The sequence below is a fragment of the Paenibacillus silviterrae genome, from assembly GCF_030167925.1.
GTDB classification, from domain to species: domain Bacteria; phylum Bacillota; class Bacilli; order Paenibacillales; family NBRC-103111; genus Paenibacillus_G; species Paenibacillus_G silviterrae.
The window spans coordinates 1,272,099-1,294,087 of record NZ_JASKUT010000002.1 but is presented as its reverse complement, the minus strand read 5'-3'; the positions used below and the strand labels follow the sequence as shown (position 1 = coordinate 1,294,087).

17 protein-coding genes and 1 riboswitch are annotated in these 21,989 nt (G+C 52.1%); of the genes, 11 read left to right on the top strand and 6 right to left on the bottom strand.

What is annotated here, in order from left to right; translation table 11 throughout:
* Positions 1–49: 49 nt before the first annotated feature.
* From QMO62_RS28760 to yicI, 6 genes are all read left to right on the top strand, one after another.
* The gene (locus QMO62_RS28760; RefSeq protein ID WP_284645929.1) at positions 50–1,795 is read left to right on the top strand and encodes a sensor histidine kinase; all 1,746 of its coding nucleotides are present in this window, start codon (positions 50–52) and stop codon (positions 1,793–1,795) included.
* The gene (locus tag QMO62_RS28755) at positions 1,792–3,264 is read left to right on the top strand and encodes a response regulator (RefSeq protein ID WP_284645928.1); all 1,473 of its coding nucleotides are present in this window, start codon (positions 1,792–1,794) and stop codon (positions 3,262–3,264) included. The genes QMO62_RS28760 and QMO62_RS28755 overlap by 4 nt, the downstream gene beginning before the upstream one ends.
* Before the next feature lie 198 nt (positions 3,265–3,462).
* On the top strand, positions 3,463–5,118 hold the full coding sequence (locus QMO62_RS28750) for an extracellular solute-binding protein (protein WP_372516758.1): 1,656 nt from the start codon (positions 3,463–3,465) through the stop codon (positions 5,116–5,118).
* Positions 5,119–5,185: 67 nt separating this feature from the next.
* Complete coding sequence (locus tag QMO62_RS28745; RefSeq protein WP_284645926.1) at positions 5,186–6,076, top strand: ABC transporter permease; 891 nt, start codon at positions 5,186–5,188, stop codon at positions 6,074–6,076.
* Positions 6,077–6,091: 15 nt separating this feature from the next.
* On the top strand, positions 6,092–6,976 hold the full coding sequence (locus QMO62_RS28740; RefSeq protein ID WP_284645925.1) for a carbohydrate ABC transporter permease: 885 nt from the start codon (positions 6,092–6,094) through the stop codon (positions 6,974–6,976).
* Between the two features lie 20 nt (positions 6,977–6,996).
* Positions 6,997–9,330: an alpha-xylosidase gene (gene yicI / locus QMO62_RS28735; RefSeq protein WP_284645924.1), complete on the top strand. Its 2,334-nt coding sequence runs from the start codon at positions 6,997–6,999 to the stop codon at positions 9,328–9,330.
* Positions 9,331–9,655: 325 nt separating this feature from the next.
* Here yicI and QMO62_RS28730 read toward each other — a convergent pair whose 3' ends face one another.
* A complete protein-coding gene (locus tag QMO62_RS28730) occupies positions 9,656–9,967 on the bottom strand; it encodes a Dabb family protein (RefSeq protein ID WP_348651735.1) in 312 nt (103 codons plus the stop codon).
* A 179-nt stretch (positions 9,968–10,146) separates the two neighbouring features.
* Positions 10,147–10,235, top strand: a riboswitch (cyclic di-GMP riboswitch).
* 111 nt (positions 10,236–10,346) lie between these two features.
* Here QMO62_RS28730 and QMO62_RS28725 point away from each other — a divergent pair.
* The gene (locus tag QMO62_RS28725) at positions 10,347–11,936 is read left to right on the top strand and encodes a methyl-accepting chemotaxis protein (protein WP_284645923.1); all 1,590 of its coding nucleotides are present in this window, start codon (positions 10,347–10,349) and stop codon (positions 11,934–11,936) included.
* A 62-nt stretch (positions 11,937–11,998) separates the two neighbouring features.
* Here the strand turns inward: QMO62_RS28725 and QMO62_RS28720 are convergent, their stop codons facing one another.
* From QMO62_RS28720 to QMO62_RS28700, 5 genes are all read right to left on the bottom strand, one after another.
* Positions 11,999–13,075, bottom strand: a complete 1,077-nt coding sequence (locus QMO62_RS28720; RefSeq protein WP_284645922.1) for a GerAB/ArcD/ProY family transporter — start codon at positions 13,073–13,075, stop codon at positions 11,999–12,001.
* Positions 13,076–13,094: 19 nt separating this feature from the next.
* On the bottom strand, positions 13,095–13,328 hold the full coding sequence (locus tag QMO62_RS28715; protein ID WP_284645921.1) for a hypothetical protein: 234 nt from the start codon (positions 13,326–13,328) through the stop codon (positions 13,095–13,097).
* A gap of 3 nt (positions 13,329–13,331) precedes the next feature.
* Positions 13,332–14,540 carry a Ger(x)C family spore germination protein gene (locus QMO62_RS28710; protein WP_284645920.1) on the bottom strand — a complete coding sequence of 403 codons (1,209 nt, stop codon included), beginning with the start codon at positions 14,538–14,540 and terminating at the stop codon, positions 13,332–13,334.
* A gap of 33 nt (positions 14,541–14,573) precedes the next feature.
* A complete protein-coding gene (locus QMO62_RS28705) occupies positions 14,574–16,100 on the bottom strand; it encodes a spore germination protein (protein ID WP_372516745.1) in 1,527 nt (508 codons plus the stop codon).
* 80 nt (positions 16,101–16,180) lie between these two features.
* Positions 16,181–17,443: a TolB-like translocation protein gene (locus QMO62_RS28700; protein ID WP_284645919.1), complete on the bottom strand. Its 1,263-nt coding sequence runs from the start codon at positions 17,441–17,443 to the stop codon at positions 16,181–16,183.
* A gap of 146 nt (positions 17,444–17,589) precedes the next feature.
* Between QMO62_RS28700 and QMO62_RS28695 the strand changes: the two genes are divergently transcribed.
* From QMO62_RS28695 to QMO62_RS28680, 4 genes are all read left to right on the top strand, one after another.
* The gene (locus tag QMO62_RS28695; protein WP_284645918.1) at positions 17,590–18,450 is read left to right on the top strand and encodes an AraC family transcriptional regulator; all 861 of its coding nucleotides are present in this window, start codon (positions 17,590–17,592) and stop codon (positions 18,448–18,450) included.
* Between the two features lie 84 nt (positions 18,451–18,534).
* The gene (locus QMO62_RS28690; RefSeq protein WP_284645917.1) at positions 18,535–19,152 is read left to right on the top strand and encodes a DedA family protein; all 618 of its coding nucleotides are present in this window, start codon (positions 18,535–18,537) and stop codon (positions 19,150–19,152) included.
* 221 nt (positions 19,153–19,373) lie between these two features.
* The gene (locus QMO62_RS28685; protein ID WP_284645916.1) at positions 19,374–20,261 is read left to right on the top strand and encodes an AraC family transcriptional regulator; all 888 of its coding nucleotides are present in this window, start codon (positions 19,374–19,376) and stop codon (positions 20,259–20,261) included.
* Between the two features lie 179 nt (positions 20,262–20,440).
* Positions 20,441–21,982 (top strand): type 2 periplasmic-binding domain-containing protein, encoded by a 1,542-nt coding sequence (locus tag QMO62_RS28680; RefSeq protein WP_284645915.1) that lies wholly within the window; start codon positions 20,441–20,443, stop codon positions 21,980–21,982.
* Positions 21,983–21,989 lie beyond the last annotated feature (7 nt).

Below are 21,989 nucleotides of genomic sequence, written 5' to 3'. Positions count from 1 at the left end.
ATGAACAATTAAGCTTGACCTACTTCCATGCTAGAGGGGGAACCTACGAATGGCCCGGCCCCGTAAGGTAACATCAGCTCTATACGATTACTTGACACTGCGAAGAAGGATTACCTTAATCTTCTTGATCAGCGTGCTGATCCCTTTTGCAACGATTGGCTCGATCTCGTATTATACGATCTACTCGATTCTGACAGGTAAAATTCAAGCGGGGATCCAGAGCAATCTAAAGCAGGTTCGCATGTCGCTGGAAAGCACGATCAGTAACCTGAACCATGTATCGCAGCAGCTTGCTTTCGAAGGAACTGCGGGGAAGAAGCTGGAGGAGCTGCTGGAGGCTGAAATGCCGTATGACCGCTACGGGCTGACCGACGAGCTGAAGGAGCAGCTGCGTGTCATTACCTTCACGAATCCGTCGATCGGACTTACATTCTACTATTTTCGCAACGACCACAGCTTCCTCTTCGAAAATCTGGGGGTACGCAACAGCTTCGACCCGAACAAGCTCCCCCTCTTGGCGCAATACTACGAAATTTCCTACTATGGCCCTCACATAAGCAACAGCAGCTTCGATAATCAATATGTGCTTTCGGCGATGCGGAAGGTCGATCTTCCGAGCCGCGACGACGTTTACGTTTACATCGAGTCCGCCTTTCATTTGACGCAGACGATTTTGGATAACGACCTGTTTGTCGATGGGCTGTCGCACATTTTTCTGGATAATGACGGGAGAATTGCTTATAGCGAATCTCCGAGCCTCTTCCCGCTGCATACGACCGTCGACGATTTTGCCGGCGGCACCTCGGGTACGCTGAAAGGGCACTATTGGTTCAAGGAGGTCAGCAATCAAGGCTGGAGTATGGTGACGATCATCCCCCAGGCCAATTACAACAAGGAAATGAACCAATGGTTTCTGCAGATCCTGCTGTTCTCGCTTCTCTTCCTCGGCATCAGTTTGCTGCTCGCCTGGCTGCTGTGGAAAATGGTGTACCGGCCGCTCAGCGACTTCCAAAGGGAAATCAAACAAATGTCGCAAGCCCCTGTGCCTGCGGAGCCGATCCGGACGCAAATTCCGGAGTTCGATCATTTGCTGCATCAATTCAGGCTGATGAAGGAGCAAATCTGGCAGCTGTTCGCTGAGGTGGAACAGAAGGAGAGGCGGCGTATCGATCTGGAGGTCGAGAAGCTGCTGTATCAGATCAACCCTCATTTTCTCATGAACTCATTGGACACGGTGCACTGGCTGGCTGTCATGAACGGGCAGAACGAAATCGACCGGCTCGTCCTTTCCTTGAATAAACTGCTGTACTACAATCTCGGCAAGCTGGGCCAGACGGCTACGATGCAGGAGGAGATCGACGCACTTCAGCAGTATCTTATCCTTCAGCAGATCCGCTATGATTTTCAGTTTGATGTGCGCATCCATGTGGATGAAGAAGTGTTGAAGGCTCCGGTTCCGCGGTTTATTTTGCAGCCTCTTGTAGAAAATTCACTGTATCACGGCTTGCATGACGACGGATATATCCAGGTGGATGTGAAGCGGACCGGAGATTTGATGGAAATATCGATCCGCGATAACGGCGCCGGGATGACAGAGGAAACGATCCGGCAGCTGCTTACACAGAAGGAAGCGGATAATCGCAAGGTCGGGATGGGAATCGGCATGAACTATGTCAAAAGAATGCTGGAAAGCCAATACGGCGAGACGGCGTCGCTTGTCATTGAAAGTACGGTAGGCGAGGGCACAAGCGTTTATGTAACGATACCGATAGATCAGGGGAGGGAAATCGCATGAGCAGCATTCGAGTGCTGATTGTCGATGACGATAAATTGGTTCGAAAGGGCTTAATCTCCGCCATGCCCTGGGCTGAGTTCGGCATGGAGGTGGTAGGGGAAGCGAATCACGGGGAGAAGGCGCTGGAATTCATGGGAAGTCACCCTGTGGATTTGCTTCTGACGGATTTGGCGATGCCGGTGATGTCGGGCATTGAATTGATGCGGGAGGTGCGCAAGCGTTATCCGCAAATTCACATCGTCGTACTGACGCTCCATCAGGATTTCGAATATATCCAGGAGGCGCTGCGGCTTGGAGCCATCGACTATATTGCCAAGGTTCAGCTGGAGAAGGAGCGGTTCGACCAAGTGCTGGGAAGAATCGCTGAGAGAATACGGGAGAGCAGCGTTTCCGTGACGCCGGATCCGCGGAACGGGCGGGATGCGAAATGGCTGACGGATCGCGGTTATGTGCTGCTTGCTCCGAAGCATGCAGAGGCTTTGGAGGAAACGGAGCTGGGACCGTCACTTTCCGGCGGTACGTTATCCGAAGCAGGCTTGAACACGTATCTCTGGCTTCCGGCCGATGAAGCTGCGGGAGAAGGATTGCTAAAGCACTGGACCGCCGCTTTGCAGGATGGCAAGGATTGGTCCTTGATTGAGCTTAACGGTCTTCGGAGAGTAACGCGGAAGGAAGCGTTAGCCTGGTTGCAGCGCTATCGGGAAAGGGATTTTTTCTATGATTATGCACCTGGCGATAAAGCCCTGATCCGCGAAGTCGTGACGCAAGACAAGGAGGGGATCGCCTCAAAGGACGGTGAGCTGCTTGCCGGTAAGGCCGAGGAGAATTTGACGCTGGCCAAAGCGGATTGGTCAACCCCGGATTGGGTTCGACAGGATACCGTGTTTACGAAGCTGGTAGAGGGCTTGAAGCAGCTTCGGCTGCCGGAAGTCAAGCTGATCGGACTGCTCTATTCCCTAATCGATGAGTGGAACCGGTTGTTCGGGCCTCTCGGCATGTCCCCCATTGCGTTCCCGGATGCCCTTTATTGTTGGCACGATACCGTAAGCTGGCTGCATGCGACACGAGATCACATCCGGCAGGCGCTCCAGCGGTCGACTTATTCCCAGGAAGTGGTCGAGGCGGTTATGAAAGCGAAGCAGCTAATGCATGAAGAGCTGGATCAAGCCGTGACAGCGGCGGATATGGCTCGAAGGGTCTTGATGAGCCGCGGCTATTTCAGCCAATGCTTCAAGGATGTGATCGGAAGGACGTTTAACGATTATTTGCGGCATATCCGCATGGAGAAGGCGAAGGAGCTTCTGCTGTATACCCATAAGCCGATACATTGGATCGCCGAGCAGACCGGCTATTCGGACGAAAAGTACTTTAGTCGTACCTTTCGCGAGCACACGGGCATACTGCCCAGTGAATACCGGCAGACGCATCGCGGCGGTCAGGAGACCGGTAGAGAGCTGTCAGGTAAATAGGTGTATCAATGTCATATCTCGGGGCTGCCCGGCCCGGCGCTCCGGTCATTTCTCCTACAGAAGTCGTAACCGCTTTCTATCCGTCCGATCGGCACTTTCGTGATACTTTATAAGAGTAAGAAGCAACGATACATGAAACGAAAGAAGGGGAATCCATTGCGAAAATCTAAGAAAGCGGTTCCGTTACTGCTGGCTGCCATGCTTGTTGCCTTATCCGCCTGCAGCGAGACGAAGGATCAAGCCAAGGGAGACACGCCGAAGGAAGCCGGGCCATCGAGCTCCGCTCCGGGGGATCCGTTCGGGAAATACGAGAAAGCGGTTACGATCAACATCGGCAAGGAGGTCAATCCCTCCGATAAGACGCTTCCGCCTGGAGACAGCACAGAGAATAACCAATATACCCGCTATGTCAAAGAGCAGCTGAACGTCGAGGTGAAGAACGCCTGGCAGGCGGCAACCGGCAAAGATTACGATCAAAAGGTGAATCTTTCTATCGCAAGCAACGATCTGCCGGACGCCATGATCGTCAACGACACGCAGCTGCGGCAGATGGTGAAAGCGAACCAGCTGGCGGATTTAACCGAGGTATACAAGAATTATGCCTCTCCGGCTGTGAAGAGCATTATTGACTCTACCAAGGGCTTGGCGATGAAGGCAGTCACCTTTAACGGGAAAATGCTGGCTATTCCAAACGTTACCACGGAGTCCGATATGGTTCATCTCATGTGGATTCGCAAGGATTGGCTGGATAAGCTCGGCTTGCAGCCGCCGAAGACAATCGATGAGCTGGAGAAGGTTGCCAAAGCGTTCGTGGAACAGGACCCGGACGGCAACGGCAAAGCGGATACGATGGGAATCGTCGGACCGCAATCCGGCGGTTTGCTGCATGCGAACTTTATTGCTCCGAACAATAACAATTACGGCTTTGATCCGGTGTTTTCCTCCTACCATGCATATCCTGGCTTCTGGCTGAAGGATAAAGACGGCAAAGCGGTGTACGGCTCGATTCTGCCGGAGACCAAGACCGCTCTCGCGAAGCTGCGCGATTGGTACGCCAAAGGGCTGATCGACAAGGAAATCAGCGTGAGAAAGGACTCGGCTGAGCTGATTAAGAGCGGTAAAGCCGGCATTTGGTTTGGCATGTGGTGGGGAGGCTACGGTCCGCTGGGCGATGCCATCAAGAACGATCCGAAGGCGAATTGGCAGGCATATACCGCCCCGCTCGATGCAAGCGGCGAGTTTACCCCGCATATGGGGACGCCGTCCAATAAGTTCCTGGTTGTCCGTAAGGGTTATGCGCATCCGGAAGCGGCGCTGAAGCTGGAGAACCTGCTGCTGCGCGACGAATCGAAGATGGACGTGAAGGTATCGCTGGATAACTACCCGCTTCGTATCGTTTTCGCACCGATGGATGAAATGGATGTCACCTACAAAATGATGAAGGAAGTGCTCGCCGGCACGAAGAAACCGGAGGATATGGATTTGCCGGGTTATAAGCTGCTGAAGGCGGATGCGGAGAACGTCAAGAAGGTGAAGCTGGAGCCGTACGATAAGATCGATATTGAGTATTGGAATCCGAATGCGGATTTCGGTGTATGGAAGCGGATGTATTCTACGTTCGTAGGCATTGGCGCGCTGCAAAAGCCGTATAAGAGGACATATAGCCTGACGTATTCCATGACAAAGACGATGGAATCCAAATGGCCTACGCTCGACAAGCTCGAGAAGGAAGCTTTCCTGAAGATCATTATGGGCGCGGCGCCGATCGATTCGTTCGACACGTTCGTTCAGGAGTGGAAGAAGCAGGGGGGCGACCAGATTACGGCAGAGGTAGAGGAGCAAGCGAAGCAGTAAGAAGCAAGCGGGCGCCGGCCGCCGGTCGGCGCCGCCATTCGATGACAGAGAAGGAGTGAGCTGAAGCATGAAGTCCAAAGGCTTCGCCAAGCATTACTATCTCATGCTTCTGCCGGGATATGTATGGCTGACGCTGTTCAGCATTGTACCGATGTTCGGCTTCGTGATCGCTTTCCAGGACTACAACCCGGGCCTTGGTATGATGCATTCCGAATGGATCGGACTGGAAAATTTCAAATATTTAATGTCCCTGAGTGACAGCAGTACGGTAATATTCAATACGCTGAATATTGCGGTGATGAAAATCATCGCCAATCTGTTGGTTCCTATGGTCTTCGCTCTAATGCTGAATGAGCTGCGAATGGCCATTCTGAAGCGCTGGATTCAAACGCTCGTTTATTTGCCTCATTTTTTATCCTGGGTCATTCTTTCGGGGATCCTGCTGGATGTCTTTGCTTATCAAGGACCGGTAAACCATCTGGTAACGGCCTTCGGGGGCGAACCGGTGCTGTTCTTCGGCCGGGCGGATTTATTCCCCTTCTTAATTGTCGGAAGCGATGTTTGGAAGGAGTTCGGCTTCAATACGATCATCTATCTCGCCGCTTTAACGGGGATTAATCCCTCGCTCTATGAGGCGGCAGCCATTGACGGGGCTACGCGCTTGCAAAGGCTTTGGTATGTGACGATTCCCGGCATTGTCACGACGGTCGTGCTTCTGGCGGTGCTGAGCCTCGGGAATGTGCTGAATGCCGGCTTTGACCAAATTTTTAACTTATATAATCCGCTTGTGTATTCGACGGGCGATATTATCGATACGTGGGTGTATCGTACGGGGCTGGTTAACCTGCAGTATGGTTTGGCTACGGCGATGGGCCTGTTCAAATCCGTCATCAGCTTCTTGCTGATCATCATTTCGTACGCGCTCGCTTCAAAGTTTGCCAATTATCGTATCTTCTAATAAAGGAGCATGGCTATGGTCAGAGAAGCAACGCTTGGCTCCAGGGTGTTCGATGGGCTGCTGGTGGTACTGCTTGTCGGCATTGCGCTGCTATGCCTGCTGCCGCTTTGGTATACGCTCGCCATCTCGTTAAGCACCAATTCAGCAGCTGAGGCCGGTCTTGTGAAGCTGTGGCCGGTGGGCTTGAACCTCAATTCTTATCAAGAGATTATGGGCGACAGCAAATTTTTCAATTCCTTTTGGATTTCGATTCAGCGGGTCGTGCTGGGGGCCGGCGTCAGCTTTGTGGTAACGGTTCTAATGGCTTATCCCTTGTCCAAAACGAGCAAGGAGCTGCCGCTTCGCAATGTGCTGATGTGGGTTCTCGTATTCACGATGCTCTTCAACGGCGGTTTGATTCCTTGGTACCAAACCGTGAAATCGCTTGGTTTGATCAACAGCATCTGGGCGCTTGTGCTCGGACACAGTGTGCCGATGTTTAACGTCATTCTGGTTGTCAACTACTTCCGCAACCTGCCGAAGGAGCTGGAGGAGGCGGCGCTTGTCGACGGGGCCGGACCATGGTACATGCTGGTGAAGCTGTTCATCCCGCTGGCCGTGCCGGTGCTTGCCACCGTTACGCTGTTCAGCATCGTGTACCACTGGAATGAGTTTTTTAACGGCTTGGTGCTCATGTCAAAGGCGGATAAATATCCGCTGCAAACGTACATCCAGCAGCTGGTCGTCGTGATCGATGCGAGTACCATGGATACGGAGCAGCTGAAGCGGCTCAGCGAGCTGTCCAACCGGACGCTGAATGCGGCCAAAATTTTTATCGCGATGATTCCGGTATTGATTATTTATCCGTTCCTGCAGCGCTTCTTCATTCACGGGATTACGCTAGGCTCGGTAAAGGAATAAGAGAGAGGGTTGGTTACGGCATGAAATTTACGGATGGCAACTGGTTATTGCGGGAAGGACTGACAGTACTGGGAGCCGTACAGGCTCATGAGATCGAACGGAGAGAGGACCGGCTGACGGCTTATGTCTCGCCGAGACCGCTTGTAAGCCGATCCAGCATGCTGGATACGGGGCTGCTGACGGTAAGGTTCCACTCTCCCATGCCTGGCGTAATCGGTGTAAAGCTGATTCACCATGAGGGGATTCTCGATCGGGGGCCGGCTTTCGAGCTGCAAGCCGCTGAAGGGAGCCACACGGTGATTGTAGAAAACGAGCAGGAAGCCCGGTTGACCAGCGGCAGCTTAAGTGTCCGGATCCGGAAGGGAGCGGACTGGGCGGTCGATTTCCTTCGAGGGGAGGAGCGGATCACCGGAAGCCGCGCCAAATCGATGGCATATATTCGGGATGCCGCGGGGTCGGCTTATATGCGGGAGGAGCTGGATCTCGGCGTAGGCGAATGGGTGTATGGACTCGGAGAGCGCTTTACGCCGTTCGTGAAGAACGGGCAGGTCGTGGACATCTGGAACAAGGATGGGGGCACCAGCTCTGAGCAGGCCTATAAGAACATTCCGTTCTATGTTACGAACAAAGGCTACGGTGTTCTCGTCAATCAGCCGGAGCTGGTTTCCTTTGAGGTCGCCTCGGAGAAGGTGAAGAAGGTTCAGTTCAGTGTTCAGGGCGAGTCAATGGAATATTTCGTTATCGACGGTCCGACGGTAAAGGAGGTTCTGGGCAAATATACCGGGCTGACCGGGAAACCCGCGCTTCCTCCCGCATGGAGCTTCGGCTTATGGCTTTCCACCTCCTTTACGACCAATTACGATGAGGCAACGGTCAATTCCTTCATCGACGGCATGGCGGAGCGGGATTTGCCGCTCCATGTGTTTCATTTCGACTGCTTCTGGATGCGCGAATTTCATTGGACGGATTTTCAGTGGGATAAACGCGTGTTCCCGGATCCTCAGGGCATGCTAAAGCGCTTGAAAGACAAGGGCTTAAAAATCTGCGTCTGGATCAATCCTTATATTGCGCAGCGGTCCCGTTTGTTTGCGGAGGGCTTACGGAACGGATATCTTGTGAAGCGGCCGAACGGAGACGTATGGCAGTGGGATCTGTGGCAGCCGGGCATGGCGCTGGTCGATTTCACCAATCCGGAGGCATGCGAATGGTATGCAAGCTATTTGAGGGGACTCATTGATATGGGAGTGGACAGCTTCAAAACGGATTTCGGCGAGCGCATCCCGACCGACGTGATTTATCATGACGGTTCCGATCCTGTGAAAATGCACAATTACTACACTTTTCTTTACAATAAAGTGGTTTTTGGCGTGCTGGAGAGCGAGCTGGGGAAAGGGCAGGCGGCGGTGTTCGCGCGGTCGGCGACCGTCGGCGGTCAACAATTTCCGGTTCATTGGGGCGGGGATTGTTACGCGGATTACGAGTCCATGGCCGAAAGTCTTCGGGGCGGTCTGTCGCTCGGTTTGTGCGGGTTCGGCTTCTGGAGCCATGATATCGGAGGCTTCGAGGCAACAGCGCCGGCGCACGTATTCAAACGCTGGCTGGCCTTCGGCTTGCTTTCCAGTCACAGCAGACTGCATGGCAGCAAGTCCTACCGTGTACCTTGGGCGTACGACGAAGAAGCGGTGGAGGTCACGCGCCTCTTTACGAAGCTCAAATGCCGGCTGATGCCGTACTTGTTCGAGACGGCGGCGCAGGCTGCGGAGCAGGGGCTGCCGAGTATGCGTGCCATGCTGCTGGAGTTCCCGGACGATCACACCTGCGAGTTCCTGGATCGTCAGTACATACTGGGAGAGCAGCTTCTTGTGGCACCGGTGTTCAGTGAGGCAGGAGAAGTAAGCTATTACTTGCCGGAAGGACGCTGGACGCATTTGCTGTCGGGGGAAACCGTGGAAGGCGGAAGATGGCGCAAGGAAACGTACGGGTTTCTCAGCCTGCCATTATTGGTCCGGCCCAACAGCATCATCGCCTTCGGTGCGGTAGATACGCGACCGGACTACGATTATGCCGATCAAGTGGAGCTGCGGGTGTATGAGCTGGAGGAAGGCCGTACGGCCGCTACGGTGGTACGGGATGTTTCAGGCGCAGCTGAGCTGCGGGCGTCGGTGAGCCGGGAGGGAGCAAGCCTGCTGCTCGAGCTGGAAGGCAGCGGCAAGCCGCTTACGATTGCTCTTACGGGGATGGGAGAAATCGCTGCTGTAGAAGGGCTGGAGGCCGTAGTGGAAGGCAGCAGCCTTCGCATTCCCGCAGGGGTAAAGGCGGTTCGGGCGCGAGTGCTCCTGCAAGAATCACAGTAATGCAAGAAGGACTATTCCTTGGCCTATGGAGTTCAGGCTTTGAGGAGTAGTCCTTTTTTGCGCGTAGCTTTAAAAAATCACGTTAAGGCGCACAGATTCACCGGCGAGTAGCTTGTAAGGCGAAATAATCACCTTACATAGACCTAGTCCTCCGATTTCACTCGCAGAGGTACGTTGAAACGTGAAAAAATCACGTTATGGCGATAAATCTGTCCATCAAGCAGGAGGTAAGATGAAATATTCACTTTACAGCTTGGGGAGACAGCCGACCGGCTGACGAGTATACAGCAATCGCCTTTCCCTACGCTATCTCCGCAAGCTGCAATCAAGCCTTCACGAAGTCAATCTCCTGGAATCGGGCGACCTCTTTCAGCCAACGTTCCTGGACGAAGGCAACATGATCAGGGTGCTCGTTGTAAGCGGTATAGTCATCCTGAGAGTCGAACTCCATGCAGAAGCCGAAGTCAAAGTCTGTCTTCGGGCTGATCTGGCGCAGCACCTCGAAGTTCTTCACAACGGGTATACCGGTTAGAATGCGGTAGCCATCCTCAAGAAATCGAGCCGTCTCCGGCGCCTCCTTGGAATGCTTTAGTGTAAAAACCGCCATATGGCGTATCGTGCCGTTACCCATAGACATGATTAACATCTCTCCCGTACGATAGGTTGGACCTTCCTTCCAAATTCATCCTAGCAGATGAGATATGAAACCGGCAAGACAGGTGAAGGAACTACCATATCTTTACCATTTATTTTCAAGGGATTTAATGCTATATTCCTACTATAAAGGTCGATAATTGTCGTAAAATGTAGAAATGCCATTGAAAAGGGCAAACTTGTCGAAAGTCAAGGACGCAAAGCTTCGGGCCTAACGCAGCATGCTATGCTATGGCAGCCGGGCAACCATTGGGGGGATCGTGGAAAGAGCTGCCCATTAGAGGCGGCTTTTTTTTGGTGGTTTGATTGGATTGAGTTCACTATCAGACAAGAAGACAAACATGACAAACGGAGGGGTATTCATGGAAATGATGAAACATCTGAAGGTCGGCGTAAAAATCAATCTTCTGATCCTGTTATGTGTGATAGCTTTGCTGACTGTCGGCATTATCGGTTACACAGGCATGTCAAGAATGAATAACGCATCGAAAGAAATGTATAATTACAAGCTGCTGCCGATTCAGTACTTAAGTGCGATGCAAACCATTTCCTATCGACAAGAAGCCAACTTACTTGAACTGATGATCACAATGGACGATAAAATGAACGATAAGCTTTTGGATGAGATCAATCAAGCGTCCGCGGACACCGACAAGCTGATGAACGATTATTTGCAAACCGAGCTTGATCCTAGGGAAAAGGAGCTGGTTGAAAAATACAACCCCGTCCACCAGAAATTTCGGGAAGCACGCAAGGAATTACTTGCTGAGGCGCAAAAAAACAATAATGAAGCAGCTTATTCCATCTATTTACATAAAGTAGGACCTCTGAAGGATCAACGGGATAAGATCATGAACGATCTGATTCAGTATAACTCCCAGACGGCCAAAGAGATCAACGATGAGAACAAAAACGCCTTTTACTCGGCTCGCAACGTCATGATTATCGTATTTATTGCGGTACTGCTCTTAAGTATCGGCTTCGGCTATTTGATTTCCCAATCGATCGGACGTCCGATCAATCGTGTTCTGAGTATTTTGGATAAGGTGGCTCATGGTGATTTGCGTGAAACCGCTGACATTCAATCCCGGGACGAGGTTGGAAGATTGGCGGAGGCGCTGAATCATACCATTCAGAGCATGAGAGGAACTATAGGCGGTATTCTCGCTTCGGCCGAAAGCGTAGCTGCAGCAGCCGAACAGATTTCGGCAAGCTCCGAAGAGGTTGCTACTGGCAGCAATGAACAGGCTCAGGAGGCTCAAGCGATTAACGAGCTGTTCAGAGAATTGTCCGTAGCCATTAACTCGGTAGCCGTTAGTGCGGAGCAGGCGGCCGAGCTGTCGGAGGAAACCATGTCCATGGCGCAAAATGGAGGAAAAGTTATCGACCGATCGGTACAAGGAATGGAATCGATCCATCGTCAAATGGCTCTGCTGGAGACGGACTCCAACCAAATCGGAGAGATCATCGATGTAATTGAAGATATTTCGGATCAGACGAACCTGCTTGCTCTGAATGCAGCTATCGAAGCCGCTCGTGCGGGTGAAATGGGCCGCGGCTTTGCCGTCGTTGCCGATGAAGTACGGAAGCTTGCCGAAAGAAGCGGTGAAGCGACAAAGCAAATCAGCGAGATTATTAAGGGGATGCAGCAAAATACCAAGCTAAGCGTTTCCGCTGTGAATGAGGGTACCGTGGCCTCAAGGCAAACGGGTGAAGCCTTCCAAACCATCATGACTGTCGTGAATGACACGGCGAGCAAAGTATCCGAGATTGCAGCAGCCTGCGAGGAGCAAGCGGCTCAGTCGACGGAGGTGCTTCAGTCGATCGAGAAAATTTCCGCAGCGACGGAGGAAGCGGCAGCCAGCAGTCAAGAGACGGCATCCACCTCTCAATCCCTCGCTCAGCTAGCGCACGAATTAAAAAATATGGTAGCCGCCTTCAAACTAAGCTAAGAAGGTACCGATTGAACAAAACGTCCTGCTTCTTCTTGGGAGCGGACGTTTTGTTTTCACGTTTATTTCCGCTTGAAAGCCCCCAGCGCCATGATCAACAAGGGATACAAAAAGCCGAACACTACAGCATACGGCGGATATACGGTCGAGTCCCATTCGGCCATATACACGACATTGGGATAGACGACAAGCGACATGACGACAAGGATCATGCCGAAGGGCAAAGCAAGCGGACGGTAGTCCTTCAGCTTCAGCGTTTGAGCGAGTCCCGTCACACACGCGTAGGAGTACAATGTAATTTTGAAGTAAATCGAGAGAATCCAGATCCCTGCCAAGATCGACTCGATGCGCTGAAAAAAATCGGCGATACTGATTTTCCTGGCAAGCACATAGCTTGGGTACTGCTGCCGTGCCGTGCTCTCCGCCCCCATTACCGCGATGCACAGCAAGGTAATTAGTACAATCACAACGCCGCCGATGGCCGATCCGACGAGCAGCCCTCTCCTTGCCCGATCCCTATGGCGTATGTGTTTGGGAAAGAACATCAGCAGCACGACCATTGGAAGCGATGCCGTACCAATTACAGCTAAGACAGCCTTGGCCATGGAGGGCAAGCTCGTATTCAAAACCGGTTCCAAATTCGAGAGCTTGGTATCCGGAATGATAAGGACAACGAAAATCATAAAAAGCATGATAAACCAGGGAAAAAAAACCTCCGCCGCCCGGGCGATCGTCTCGAGTCCGGAACGCAAGCCCATCATGACAACCGCAGCAAACAGTATGTTGATAAATTGGATCGGTGTTTCCGGCATAACCTGTGTCGTTACGAAATTTCCGATATAGGATAACAAGGTAGCCGAACCGATAAAAGAAAAGAAAATCAAGGGCAAAACGAGTGCCGTTCCGACAACCGGTCCATAAAGGGAATGCGTATATTCAACAAACGTCATCCCTTCCATCCGTTTGCCGACGGCATGAAAGAAGAGAACGATAGCCAATCCAACCAAAGAGCCAAGGAGTGCAGCCATCCAAGCATCGTTGCCCGCAACTGCCGCAAGTCCGGCAGGAATGATTAGAATGGTGGTTCCCACGGTAAAGAACATGGCAAGTATCGTAAATTGACGAACAGACACCATCATCGAACCTGCCCCCGCTTCGTCATTGTAAGAATCGCTCCAGCATATCGCTTACGGGTGTAAAGACAAAGGCAACAGCATCCAGCGGATTCGGGATCTTCCACTGGAGCGTTTCGGCCGTACTAAGACCCAGCCCGGTGAGCAGCAGCAGCGAAAAGCACAGAAATTCTCTCGTATCCTTACTCCGCCATAATGCGGGTCCCTCCACAAGAGCGATTCCCGCTGCTGCAGCGATAATCCCGATCAGCGACCACATGACTTATTCCCCGCCCTTGACTTGGATTGGATTGGTTGTTGTGCCGAGTCTTCGAATTTTGGCATCCACTTGGATGTTGACCTCCAGGTCCCGGAATTCGCGATCCCAATCCTTCGCGTACGGTTTCCAGGCTTGGGGATCGGTTTTGCTGAGTACACTTCCAAAGCCGAGGATATCCGACTGAAACACCTTCTGCGCTTTACGAACCGCCGATGCAGCATAGCCGCGAATAACTTCCTCGGAGCGCTTTTCCAGCTCTTCAATCGTCTCGGTCTTCGTCAAATCAATAGCGCAGGAGGCATCTCCGATGTTCTCCTCAAGCTGGATGGTTACAGCGATACTCGGCTTGCCTTGACGAAATGCTCCTTTCACGCTCGACTTTGCCCGGATGACCTCCATGGCCAATTGGCCTCCGTTCGGACAAGGAATCTGCCCCACGGAATTGTTTACATGACCAAGAATATAATTGTAGCCCTTACTCTCTTCTTCCGTGAGCCAGCCGATCAGCTTATCACCCTTAAAAGCGGCAAGCTGGAAAAGCTTGATGTTTGTAATCATTTTAATTTGTTCTACATTTTCCCTGGTTTCGATATTTCCGGGTCCCGAATGCCCCGATAACGTAACGCCCGTCAAGGAAGGCTGCTTGCCCTCCTTCGTCAGATCCTCCAGAAGTTCATCCAAGGTCACCTTTTTGGCTGCAGCCCAAGATCTCTCGACGGCTTCTAACGATTTATAAATCTTGTTTCCAGGAATGACTTCCTGAGGGATGGTGTACACCCTTAGAATTCGCTCAGCGGAATAACCCTTGGAAACGAGAATGGCAAAGTTGGCCCTTAACTCATGATCCCGAGAAAGGAAATCAATCGTCCCCTTAACTCCCTCCCTGGCCAGCTCCTCTCCGAAAATGACAACCCTTAGGTGGGACATAAGCATTTTCCTCGGGGACTTCGTGGTCATGCGCCTCAAAGCTTCAAATACCGTCTTGCCGGTCTCCGTGTACGTTTGAACGGGAATCCCCTTGCCTCCCCGGTCCTTGGGGGCGATCTCTCCCGGATTTACGATTTGTACCGAAATTGCGTAGCCCCCTTCGACTTTATCCAACCCAAGAGCCAAGGCAATGGCCACCTCATTCAGCTCGCGCCGGTTCCAGCAGCCGGTTGCCACACAAATGATGCTAAGCCATATGATCAACACCGCTAGACGTTTGTTCATCGAATCCCTCTGTTTGCTAAGGCGTTGTCGGAGTTATCGCTGCCTGTCAGCAGGCTTTCCTTGTTTGCGGGAGAACATGGAGCGCATGGGCATTCGGAAAATGGTATCCTTCTGTTCTTCCAGCTGAAGAGGAGCAAATGGCGACAAATACGGGATTCCGAATGACTTCAGCTGACATAAATGAAGCACAATGGCGATTAAGCCGATCGTAATGCCGTATAAGCCGAACGATGCCGAAAGCCCCATCAATACAAAGCGCAGCAGCCGCAAGGAAATGCCCATATTAAACGATGGAATCGCAAAATTAGAAATCGCTGTAATGGATACCACAATCACCATGGCAGGGGAGACGAGCCCCGCTTCTACAGCGGCCTGTCCAATCACCAGCGTGCCTACAATCGACACCGACTGTCCGATGGTCTTGGGCATTCGGACGCCTGCCTCACGCAGGATTTCAAAAGTAATCTCCATCAGCACGGCTTCAACAAAAGCGGGAAAAGGAACCCCTTCGCGCTGAGCGGCCAAACCGATAAGCAGCTGCGTAGGAAGAAGCTCATGGTGAAATGTCGTTACGGCTACGTAAAGCGATGGAGCGAGCAGGGTGATAAACAACGCAAGGTAGCGCAGGATTCGGATGAGTGTAGCAAAATCCGCCCTTTGATAATAGTCCTCGCTCGAGATATAAAATTGCGAGAACAACGCCGGAACCACAAGCACAAAGGGCGTGCCGTCCACAAGTATGGCTACCCGGCCCTCCAGCAGCGATGCGGCTACCGAGTCCGGGCGTTCTGTATTGATCATTGTCGGAAAAGGCGTCAGCACCTTATCCTCGATCAGCTCCTCGATCGTTCCGCTCTCCAGCACGGAATCGATATCTAAGCCGTCCAGCCGCCGCTTGACCTCTTTCAGCACCTGCTCATTCACAATGCCTTGGATGTACATGATCCCTACATCCGTTCTCGTGATTCTGCCGATGAGCCGCATTTCCAGCCACAGCCTTGGATCCTTGATTTTACGTCGGATCAATGCCGTATTGGTTCGGATGGATTCCGTGAAGCCCTCCCGCGGTCCGCGGATGACGCTTTGAGAGGCAGGCTCGGAAACATTGCGCTCCTTCCAATTTCTCCCGTTGGCGATCAGCGCGGCCGCCTGACCGTCCAGGAGTATGGCAATATCCCCGGACAGGACCGCATGGAATAGGGCGTCAAACGTATGGACCTGCTCCGTCTCGCCAATAGCAAGAGTGGAGTCCATCAAGACGCGCATCGGATCCTTCTCCAAGGTATCGTTACCGTCCAGCCTCGCCACTCTTGCATCCAGCATCAGGGCCTCCAGAACATGCTTGGATTCCGCTAATCCGTCGGTATAGATAATGGCTGCCCGCAGCATGCCGTCGACGCCGATAACCACTTCCCGGATGACGATATCGCTGCTGTTTCCCACTGTTTTTCGGATGAAATGCAAGTTAGCGTCCAGAAGGGCTTCGAGCGAAACGGAGGCAGCAGCCGGATCAGACGTCCCGGGAGCGGTGGAGGAGCTCTTGCGAGGTCGTTTCCACAAGCGTCGCAGCATACTTCAGGGTCCTTTCCAGCAAATGGTTTATGAGCATGTTGCCCCGCGGAAGGCTATTTTATGCATGCTTACAGGACATTGCCTAAATCCGCGATAAACACGCGCCGATCTCCATCGACGTACCCGTTAAACACGATGTGCCTGAAGTCCGGTGCCCAAGCAGGGTGGGGATCCACACGCAGCGCATTGTTGGCCTTGGCTCCTTCATGAGCGACGCGGATTCGAACCAGCGATTGCTCCGCCTCGGTCGTAAGATCAATCCAGCGGAGGGGCACCGTCCCGTCTCCGTACGCAACCGGCTCCTTCTCATAGGAGTCGGTCAATATATGACGCCCGTCCGGATGAACGGTCGGATGTCCTGAACCCGGCACGGCATCCGTGATTTTGCCCAAGCCCGTGCCGTCGTATTTTACCCGCACCAGCTTAAGCTTTCTGTCTCCATCGAGCGCGAGGTTCATTGAAAGATGCTCTCCGTCCGGAAACCAGTTGATGTGATGTCCGCCCTTCACCCATTGCTCCGGACCGACAGCCACATGCAACTCGCTTCCGTCCGGCTTCAGCGTCACTACCCAGAAGGCCAATCGCTTACTGATCTGATTCCATGGCTCGGCCTCCTCAGAGTGAAACCAGCGCATTGTGAAGAGCAAGCGGTCTCCTTGCGGGTTGAATTTGCAGTGGAAGCCATACAGCTCTCCGTGTCGGTAGGCATCCCGATCGATAAGAGGCTGCGCTTTCTCCATCACCTCGGCAAGAGATACCAGCAGCCGGCGATTGCCGGATTCGGTGTCGGTAATGTACAATCCGTCATCGGCACGGAAGCCGAAATTGCGCGGAACGAGCTCATCAGGGAGCACCACGCCGTAGCCAAACTGGGTCCGGCGCATGGCTGCGGCGCTGGCGCAGATGATCCATCTTCCATCAGGTGAAATGCGATAAATCGAACCCTCGTATCGGCGTTTCTCACCTGTTAGAGGATTCAGGCGCGTAACGAACGGCTCCCAGTTTGCCGTGTCTACATCATTGAAGTAGAGCGATGCATCGTCCGCGCCCCAGTTCAGGTTGGCACCAAGCTGCGGCTCCCAGCCTCTCGTATCGGCAACAACCGTTTCTTCCGCCGTGTGAAGGTCGATCACTACAATTTCTGCGGTTTCTCCCGGCAAATTGAGGCGCGGTTGATCGGGCATACGCAGGACCGCCAAATAGCGGCCGGAGGGGCTGACTGGAGACGTATCGAAGAAGCGGTGAAGTCCGCCGCCTTTCGGAGTCACGCACCATACAGGAACCTTGGGATCAAATTCGGTATACCTCGGGAACAAATTACTGATGATCATCGGTCATCATCTCCTCCGTTGGGGTTACTTTAAGTATAGCGGGTTCCTGCAGCATGAGGTTTATCTATAACGTATCTCTTCTTACCCAAAAGGGATATGCTGTATAATGGAGGAACCATCACCTAATCCAATGGGGGGGTTGCTCCATGCAGCGTTACGGTGTACAAATTTTATGGACGGCGCGTTACGACTACGATAAAGGAAGACGGCTTCGGCCGCATAACCACGCGTTTTATCAATTCATTTGGGCGGCGGAAGGAAGAGGGGTGTTTCAATGCGGGGAGGAGGTGTACCCGCTGGAGGCCGGGACCTTGTACTGTCTGCAGCCTGGAGTGATTCACGGGCTAACGGCAGACCGCTCTACGAAAGTGAAAACCCTCGATATCAAATTTGAGATTGTCTCTTCCGAGCTGGAGCAAGCGGCGAGCAGGCTGCCGTCACGAATTCCTCAGGTAAGCGGAGACATCATACAGCTGCTCGACCGGATCCGCAGGGAAGGGGCACAGCAGCAGCCCTACTACAGGGAGCTGGCCAGTCTCCACCTGGTGGAAATATTGTACCGCTTGAGCAGAGCAGCGTATGAAGCATCTCCCGAGAATCAGCGAAGCGGCCACACCGTGATTCCAGGTCCTTACACTCTTCCGACGGAAGGCTCCTATGCCGCTGCCAAACAAATTGAAGAATGGATCAAGCAGCACGCGCTGGAAACCTGGACCATTGCGGAGATGGCCTCACAGCTCGGCTATAGCGGGCACCATCTGCAGCAGCTGTTCAAGAAATACCGAGGCTGCACTATTGCCGGCTATCAACGGGAGATTCGGATTGTTCGGTCGAAAGAGTGGATGGCGTATTCGGATTACACGCTCAAGCAAATTGCAGAGAAGGCGGGCTTCAAGACCGTTCAGCATTTCAGTCGGATGTTCAAGCAGCTGGAGGGGGAAACACCGGGAGCGTGGCTTGCCCGCGAGAAGAGGGGGATCCGAAAGGACATTATTTTCCCGTCTTAGAAATTTTTGCAACGTAGGCCCATCCCTATCGTATAGATGCTAGAAGCAGTTTGAATATGCGAATATTGGGGTGTTACTTGTATTGTGGAAACGTGGATAACTTCAATCATGAACGAATACGGCTATGTCGGCGTCTTTCTGTTAATTGCGCTAGAGAACCTATTTCCTCCCATTCCGTCGGAGATCATATTAACCTTCGGCGGCTTCATGACAACGCAATCCGAGCTCTCGCTAGGGGGAGTCATTGTTTCCTCTACACTCGGCTCCGTGGTGGGCGCCGTTCTCCTCTATGGCGTAGGTCGGCTGCTTGACATGAGCAGACTGGAGAGAATCGTTACCCGTTATGGACGCCTTCTCCGGCTGAGCGGGGAGGATCTACACAGAACCTTCGGCTGGTTCGAGCGATACGGCTCTTGGGCGGTATTCCTATGTAGATTTGTGCCCCTGATCCGAAGCCTTATTTCGATTCCGGCAGGTACCGTACGCATGAAGATCGTGCCTTTCCTGCTGCTCACAACGCTCGGCTCCCTTATCTGGAATGCTGTTTTGATCTACCTGGGTGCAGCCGTCGGCGCTTCATGGGAATCGATCGTTCACTATATGGATGTGTACTCCAACTTCATATACGGACTTCTGCTCGTGCTCCTTGTCTTATTTGTCATCGTTCAAGTGAGGAAGAGAAAAGGGATCCGCCCCGAATAAGGCGGTCGGGTACCTTAGTTAAAATGTATTGACACCGGTGTACGGCCGATGATAGTATCTAAACAATCAAGCTAATCCGACAAAATGAATAGGAATTAATGCTGTGCATTGTCGACCAGACCACTGGAGACACCTGACTTGTCGTTACAAGTTAGGTGTCTTCTTTTTTGCCTTATATGCATTATTCTTATCCCGTATATAGAGGTGAGCCCACTGTGCAGATGAAAAGATTTTCCGATTATCAGAAGGACGGGAACCTTGTTTGGACGCAGCGTTCTTCCCATGGCGAGCATAATCTTTTTGAAGAGCATTGCCATGATTTTATTGAGCTGGTTTACGTCATACACGGCCAGGGGAAGCATATCATCCAACATGATTGCTATGAGATACGTGCAGGAGATGTTTACATAATCATGCCCGGTGAAGTGCACTCGTTCCCCGAGGTTAAGAAATTCAGCTTGGAAATCGTCAATTGTCTCTTTCCGATGGATTCGCTCATCTCCTGTCTGCCGGCTGAACCGGAATCTCTGGCGGAACTGCCCTATATCCTGCCGATGTATAAGCCGGGCACACGAATGCCGCGCCGGCAATCGCTCAGTTCGAAGGAATCATCCGACGTTCTGTCTCAGCTGGAGGAGATGATAAAGGAGTGTAAGGACAGCCAAAGCGGTTCGAAGATCATAGTGAAGCATCTGTTAATTAAGCTGCTGATCCAGCTCTCCCGGAACATTCGAAATCAGAGCATGCCGGCGGAGCCGTCGGTAAAGCCGCTAACGGTCGGATACGAGATTCTCGTGAGGAATGTCTGCACTTATCTCGAGCATCACTTTGATCAGAAAATTACAGCGGAAGACTTGGCCAAACAATTCATGATAAGCCCGAGACACTTGCAACGAATTTTCGGGAGGGAAAAGGGAAAAAGCATTTCGACCGTACTGCAGGAAATTCGAATGGAGCGTGCCAAGCAAATGCTGCTGGAAACGAGCAAAAGCATCGATTCCATCGCCACGGCCGTCGGCTTTCACGATTCCTCCTTCTTCTGCCGGCTGTTCTTCCGGCATACCGGCTGCACGCCTAGAAGCTATCGTAAACAAACGAATTACCGATAGAAACCGAAACCGTTTCTATCGGTTTTTTGTTTGATATGAATTTTCATTAAGTCCGAATCGGCAGGATTTAGGTCTCAATCGAACAAAACGAGACGGAAAATATGCGTTATGATGATAACAATAATAAAACTTATAAAACCAAGGGAAATACTTGGTTAAATGGATGGGAGTGTTGTTACATGAAATCTACCAAATTAAACCGCGTGGGTGCGTTAATTGTGCTGCAAGCAGCTATGCTGGCCATAACGGCATGCGGAACCGGTGCAGGCGGGAGTGGGAAAGAAGGGGCCGCAGCGGGCTCGAATGCCGGGCAGGAAGGCCCTCTTGAGGTCAGTATTATGACGATTACACCGAGCACCCCGCCCGCGGCCGATGACAATGTCATCAAGCGGGAAATCGAGAAGAGAACAAATTCCAAGCTAAGCATTAGCTGGATTTCCAATAATGTATATAACGATAAGTTGAACATTACACTGGCTTCGGGGCAAATTCCCGACATTACCTTTATCAGCGATCCGTTCGGCACTTCCTTTCGGACTCTCGTAAAGCAGGGAGCCTTCTGGGATATCACACCCTATATCAAGGATTACCCGAATTTGCAAAAGGGCATTCCGGACGTGGCTTGGGAGCTGACGAAGCTGGAGGACGGTAAAAACTACGGCATTCCGCGGGGGAGAGATGCGAATGACGTATCCTTCCTGATTCTGCGCAAGGATTGGCTCGATCATTTGGGCCTTAAGCCGCCCACGACAACCGACGAGCTTTATCATGTATTGAAAGCATTTAAAGAGCAAGACCCTGACGGGAACGGCAAACAGGATACGTTCGGGTTATCCACGGGAATCGATACGTTAACGGGCGTTTTCCAAGAGATTTTCAATGGAGCGGCCGGCTCTTGGAAGAAGACGGACGGCAAGCTGATCTACACACCGTTTTCACCAGAGACTCGCAGCTCGTTGGAATACTTGTCCAAGCTCTATAAAGAAAAGCTTCTTCCCGAGGATCAGCTATCGCTCAAAACGACGCAGGTTCGGGATTATTATAAAGGCAACAAGGCCGGGGCGGTCATTGATAAAACGGGTACGGGTCCTAAGGTGTATGCTCCTGATCTGAAGAAAATCGTTCCGTCCTATAAACAGGCTGACTTTTATCCGCTAGCTACACTGAATGGCTTTGTTCCGAAGGGAACGGGCTTTAACGGGATTCTGGCAATTCCCAAAACGGTCCCGGAAGCCAAAATGAAACGGATTCTCCAACTGGTGGATACCTGGTTGACAGCGGAGGTGTCCTCCATTCAGCGCGTTGGCCTTGAGGGTGTTCATTACACCAATCAGAACGGTGTCAAGGTTGTCGATCCCGACAAGCTCATTGCGGATAGCGCCTCCGATTTCAATCAAATTGTCAACTCCATTGACCCTGCCTTAAATCCTCCGCCGGCCAATGAGGAATTAAAGGAATTTGAAGAGGTAAGCAAGAAGGTCGATGGAGAGCGAATCAAGCGCAATGTGCCCGATATTGGGGTGGGACTCTATTCCGAGACGGCTCAGAAGCTGCTCCCGGATTTGGAAAAACGCATCGCCGATTTAAAAGCCAAGATCATTATCGGGCGCGAACCGATTGCCGCCTGGGATGAATTTGTCGCCAAAGCTAAGGCGGATCCGCAATTCGCCAAGGTTACGGAAGAGATCAACCAGGCTTATCATAAGCGAAGCGGCCAATAATCCAGGA

What these genes read in the sequence shown, in the direction of transcription:
- QMO62_RS28760 (WP_284645929.1), top strand. Translation starts at nt 50, where the DNA reads ATGGCCCGGCCCCGTAAGGTAACATCAGCTCTATACGATTACTTGACA.
- QMO62_RS28755 (WP_284645928.1), top strand. Translation starts at nt 1,792, where the DNA reads ATGAGCAGCATTCGAGTGCTGATTGTCGATGACGATAAATTGGTTCGA.
- QMO62_RS28750 (WP_372516758.1), top strand. Translation starts at nt 3,463, where the DNA reads ATGCTTGTTGCCTTATCCGCCTGCAGCGAGACGAAGGATCAAGCCAAG.
- QMO62_RS28745 (WP_284645926.1), top strand. Translation starts at nt 5,186, where the DNA reads ATGAAGTCCAAAGGCTTCGCCAAGCATTACTATCTCATGCTTCTGCCG.
- QMO62_RS28740 (WP_284645925.1), top strand. Translation starts at nt 6,092, where the DNA reads ATGGTCAGAGAAGCAACGCTTGGCTCCAGGGTGTTCGATGGGCTGCTG.
- yicI (WP_284645924.1), top strand. Translation starts at nt 6,997, where the DNA reads ATGAAATTTACGGATGGCAACTGGTTATTGCGGGAAGGACTGACAGTA.
- QMO62_RS28730 (WP_348651735.1), bottom strand. Translation starts at nt 9,967, where the DNA reads ATGTCTATGGGTAACGGCACGATACGCCATATGGCGGTTTTTACACTA.
- QMO62_RS28725 (WP_284645923.1), top strand. Translation starts at nt 10,347, where the DNA reads ATGGAAATGATGAAACATCTGAAGGTCGGCGTAAAAATCAATCTTCTG.
- QMO62_RS28720 (WP_284645922.1), bottom strand. Translation starts at nt 13,075, where the DNA reads ATGATGGTGTCTGTTCGTCAATTTACGATACTTGCCATGTTCTTTACC.
- QMO62_RS28715 (WP_284645921.1), bottom strand. Translation starts at nt 13,328, where the DNA reads ATGTGGTCGCTGATCGGGATTATCGCTGCAGCAGCGGGAATCGCTCTT.
- QMO62_RS28710 (WP_284645920.1), bottom strand. Translation starts at nt 14,540, where the DNA reads ATGAACAAACGTCTAGCGGTGTTGATCATATGGCTTAGCATCATTTGT.
- QMO62_RS28700 (WP_284645919.1), bottom strand. Translation starts at nt 17,443, where the DNA reads ATGATCATCAGTAATTTGTTCCCGAGGTATACCGAATTTGATCCCAAG.
- QMO62_RS28695 (WP_284645918.1), top strand. Translation starts at nt 17,590, where the DNA reads ATGCAGCGTTACGGTGTACAAATTTTATGGACGGCGCGTTACGACTAC.
- QMO62_RS28685 (WP_284645916.1), top strand. Translation starts at nt 19,374, where the DNA reads ATGAAAAGATTTTCCGATTATCAGAAGGACGGGAACCTTGTTTGGACG.
- QMO62_RS28680 (WP_284645915.1), top strand. Translation starts at nt 20,441, where the DNA reads ATGAAATCTACCAAATTAAACCGCGTGGGTGCGTTAATTGTGCTGCAA.